Below are 3904 nucleotides of genomic sequence, written 5' to 3'. Positions count from 1 at the left end.
AAAAACGCCAATACTAAAAATAAATACTGACCAGGGCTTCTTTTGCCTTTTTTTCATTTAGTAAATTTCTTAAGCATAAAGGTTATATCAACTTTCATTATCAAACAAGACACATAATAAGTTCGCTAATCGCAGGAAAACTTTTTAATTTACCGTTGGGATTTGGTATTAGAAGGTATTAATAACTACACACAATTTCTTGCAAATATTCAATCCTTTTGTGCCTAAATTTTTAAGCTCTGGATATGTTGATTAAAAAAATACCTTACGTTTGCTCTTCAACGCACCTCTTGATGCACACCCCTTCACTTTCCTCTGGCAAAAATCCACCAACTTGTGTATTCCATAGAGTCTTATACATTCCACTTTTATCGAGCAATGCTTGGTGCGTGCCGTCTTCGATAATCTTACCCTGGTCAAACACTAAAATGCGATCCATATGCAAAAGCGTAGATAGGCGATGAGCTATTACTATTGTAGTTTTGCCTTGCATCAACTCCCATAGGGACTTTTGAATATCACTTTCAGTTACAGAATCAAGTTGTGAAGTTGCTTCATCAAGAATTAATATCGGAGCATTTTTTAAGATAGCTCTTGCAATTGCAATACGCTGTCTTTGTCCCCCTGGAAAGTTTTACACCTCTTTCGCCAACAAGTGACTCATACCCTTGGGGCAATTTTGAAATAAATTCATGGGCATGCGCACGTTTGGCAGCCTCTATCACTTCATCATCACTAGCATCTGCTTTGCCATAGCGAATATTTTCCATCAGAGTGCTATGGAAAAGCAATGGATCTTGAGGAATCATTCCAATGTTCCTGTGCAAAGAATCCTGGGTTACATTGCGAATATCTTGTCCGTCAATTGAGATTTTTCCAGATTTTACATCGTAAAGGCGAAGAATTAAATTGACAAGTGTTGACTTGCCACCACCTGAGTAACCAACAAGCCCTACTTTTTGACCAGATTCAATCACTATAGACTTGTCTTCAAATATTGGTTTTGCATCTTTATAATGAAAATGAACTTTATCAAAAGTAATCTCACCTTCTTTAACAACCAGATCTACAGCATCTGGCTGGTCTTGGATTTCAGGAACCGCAGTAATTGTCCTCAAAGCCTGAGTAATCCTTCCCCATGATTTATAAAATTGTGAGAAGTCTTTGGCTATCATCCAAAGAAAATTAGCTATTGCTATATTAACAGTCATAACAAAAGCAAAATCTCCAGTAGTAATTGACCCTTGCCTCCTTCCTTTAATTAGGAAGTATAAATTAAGTATTTGCATGATTAAAAATAAGAAGCCATAGAAAGTAAAAATCCACGTATACAGCCACTGAAGTCTTTGCTCTGCTTTAACAGCTTCACTATGAGTAGCTAGCAAAGATAATTTTCCTGGTACTTACTCGCAAACAACCTTACAGACATGATATTTGAGAATATATCCACCATTTTACCAGTAATGCTTGAACCAAGCTCTGACCACGCATCTGCAAGATGCGTTATCTTTCCTGCAAGTAAGAGAGAAGACAGAACAAATAATGCAGACCAAGTTAACATCAATAAAGCAAAGCTGATATTCACTTGCCATAAAAAGTAAATTGCAATACTAAGCGCTAATGCACGACCTATGACCCTGTCAGCCATGATTTGCATGATATCTGGAATATATTTTGTTAAATCATTAACCTTATTAGCAAGACTGCCAGAGAAGTTGTTTTGGTAGTAGCTATTATCTTGATTTAATAATATGGAAATACTTGATTCAACAATGTTTTTACGGAGATTGGGAATCATCTTAATTTCAAAAAAATAGTTATATAGCCTGGTAATGCACTCAAGTAAAAGTAATATCAGTACATAAGATATGGCCGGAATTGCTATGCTATGAAAAAGATCATCTGCATCTGATATTGAAGCACGATCTATAATAATTTTTATCAAGTATGGACTGAAGGAAATATCAACAGCCCAGACTAATGCTGTCAGCAATACTGTTGTAATATGAAACGGAAATGGACGCAGCATTTTCAGGATGAAAGATATTGTTGTGATGTCATTCATTTGAACTACGCACGGAAATGCTAACCAATTTGAAAAACTTGTGCTACCTTGTATTATAGCAATCAAAAATAAAAAAGGGGAAAAACCGTGCTCAACATACAAAATAACGCTCCACTTTGCAGGCAATGGATATCCTTAGCAGTATGTGCCCTTGCTTGCTCTGGACTGCTGTCAATAATTGTTATTTTTCTACGATTGCCTTTTATCTCCTCTCTTATTCCTTCTGCACAATATATTTTTGACAATGCGCTGGTGATACACGTGAACTTGTCAATTTTGGTGTGGATGTGCTCTATAATATCCCTGCTCTTTATCATAAATCTACAAAACACCAATAATTGGTTCAACTTTTCATGGATTCTCTCAACCCTTTCCATGCTGCTGATGTTCATATCCGCATTTGTCCCAAACACTGAAGTGATCAAAAGTAACTATATCCCCGTATTACAAAACAAATTATTTTTGTTTGGGCTCGGTTTGTTTATTACCAGCATATTGGTAAATGCAGCCCTCATCTACATGTTAAATAAACAAGCTTCCTACCTTTCCGTTGGGCAAATTGGACTAGTTATTATACTTGTATCATCATTTCTTTGCTTTGTTCTAGCCCACAAAAATATGCCTCCAGGTCTGTATCACTCAGACAAGAGTTTATTTTACGAATATCTCTTCTGGGGAGGCGGACATTTATTGCAATTTGCCTTTGCTCAAGGGATGTTTTTGGTTTATTTGATAATGCTAAATTCCAGCGTCAATCTAGCTTTAAACAATAAAATTACCATTTTACCGCTATTTATCAACACAATCTTGGCTGTAGGCGCGCCGTTTACATATTTTGTTTATTCGGTGGATAGTGCTGAATTGATACAGTTTTTTACTTGGCATATGAGAATTGCTGGAGCAGTTTTGCCGTGTTTCTTAATAATGCTTGTGTATCGCAACATAAAAGTCTTACTTGACGAGAAGGGCAATTATTTGCTCCATTCGTTTGTATTGTTCATCTATGGAGGCATGCTTGGAGTGCTGACTATTGAGGGAAATGTCACCATTCCTGCTCATTACCATGGTTCCGTGGTTGGTATCACTATAGCTTTCATGAATTTTATCTACTGGCTGTTGCCAAAATTAGGCTGTAAAGAGACAAAAAGCTCTGTGGTAAGATTACAGATTTATGCATACAGTTTGGGACATTTTCTCCATATTACTGGCCTCGTATGGCTTGGTGGATATGGCGCTTTAAGGAAAGTTGCGGATTTACCAAGCATTTCGTCGATGCTAGCACGCATCTGTTTCATTATGGGTGGAGCTGTATCAGTTGTTGGTGGAATGTTGTTCGTAATAATTGTGCTTTTATCTCTGCTTAAAGGCAGGGCACGTACCAACTAAGAAATGGAACTAAAAAAACTACTTGACAAATTCCAACAATTTCATTACTATAACACTAAGGGTGTTTCTAACTCAAAACTTGTTTTTGATCTGCAGGCTCAATGACAAAATTCAGTAAAAAACTCAGGGTATTTTTTGGCGGATTGTATCAAATTATAGCGGCTGCATGTCTTTTTCATTTTTTCTACATTCAGCCAAATCGTGCTTGAACTAAGCGTCAGTAAATTATTATAGCGCCAATTTAAAGTATTATAGAGTCAAAACTCGCCACTCGGGATTTCTTTGCCTTTTTTCGCTTGGTAAATTTCTTAAACATTTATTACTAAAGTAGTATCCTAGATCCCAGATACAAGTGTCGGAGCTACTTGGATGACACCCGCAAATTACCTGCTAATTGCAATGTTCGTACAGCCATACGCGTCAAGTTAAGGAAAGAAGATGTGAAAGAGAACA

At 36.8% G+C, this 3904-nt stretch carries 4 protein-coding genes; 1 reads left to right on the top strand and 3 read right to left on the bottom strand.

Features of this window, described 5'->3' with window-relative positions; translation table 11 throughout:
* Nucleotides 1-265: 265 nt before the first annotated feature.
* From DM84_RS05285 to DM84_RS05275, 3 genes are all read right to left on the bottom strand, one after another.
* Nucleotides 266-589 carry a hypothetical protein gene (locus DM84_RS05285; protein ID WP_250778893.1) on the bottom strand — a complete coding sequence of 108 codons (324 nt, stop codon included), beginning with the start codon at nucleotides 587-589 and terminating at the stop codon, nucleotides 266-268.
* On the bottom strand, nucleotides 558-1211 hold the full coding sequence (locus DM84_RS05280) for an ATP-binding cassette domain-containing protein (RefSeq protein ID WP_250778891.1): 654 nt from the start codon (nucleotides 1209-1211) through the stop codon (nucleotides 558-560). Before DM84_RS05280 ends, DM84_RS05285 begins: the two co-directional genes overlap by 32 nt.
* Before the next feature lie 167 nt (nucleotides 1212-1378).
* Nucleotides 1379-2065, bottom strand: coding sequence for an ABC transporter transmembrane domain-containing protein (locus DM84_RS05275; protein WP_250778889.1), 687 nt, complete (start codon nucleotides 2063-2065; stop codon nucleotides 1379-1381).
* A gap of 87 nt (nucleotides 2066-2152) precedes the next feature.
* Here DM84_RS05275 and DM84_RS05270 point away from each other — a divergent pair, with 87 nt between their 5' ends.
* Complete coding sequence (locus DM84_RS05270; RefSeq protein WP_250778888.1) at nucleotides 2153-3451, top strand: cbb3-type cytochrome c oxidase subunit I; 1299 nt, start codon at nucleotides 2153-2155, stop codon at nucleotides 3449-3451.
* Nucleotides 3452-3904 lie beyond the last annotated feature (453 nt).

Source organism: Wolbachia pipientis (genome assembly GCF_023661085.1).
Classification (GTDB): Bacteria; Pseudomonadota; Alphaproteobacteria; order Rickettsiales; family Anaplasmataceae; genus Wolbachia.
This window is presented reverse-complemented; position numbering and strand designations above follow the sequence as displayed.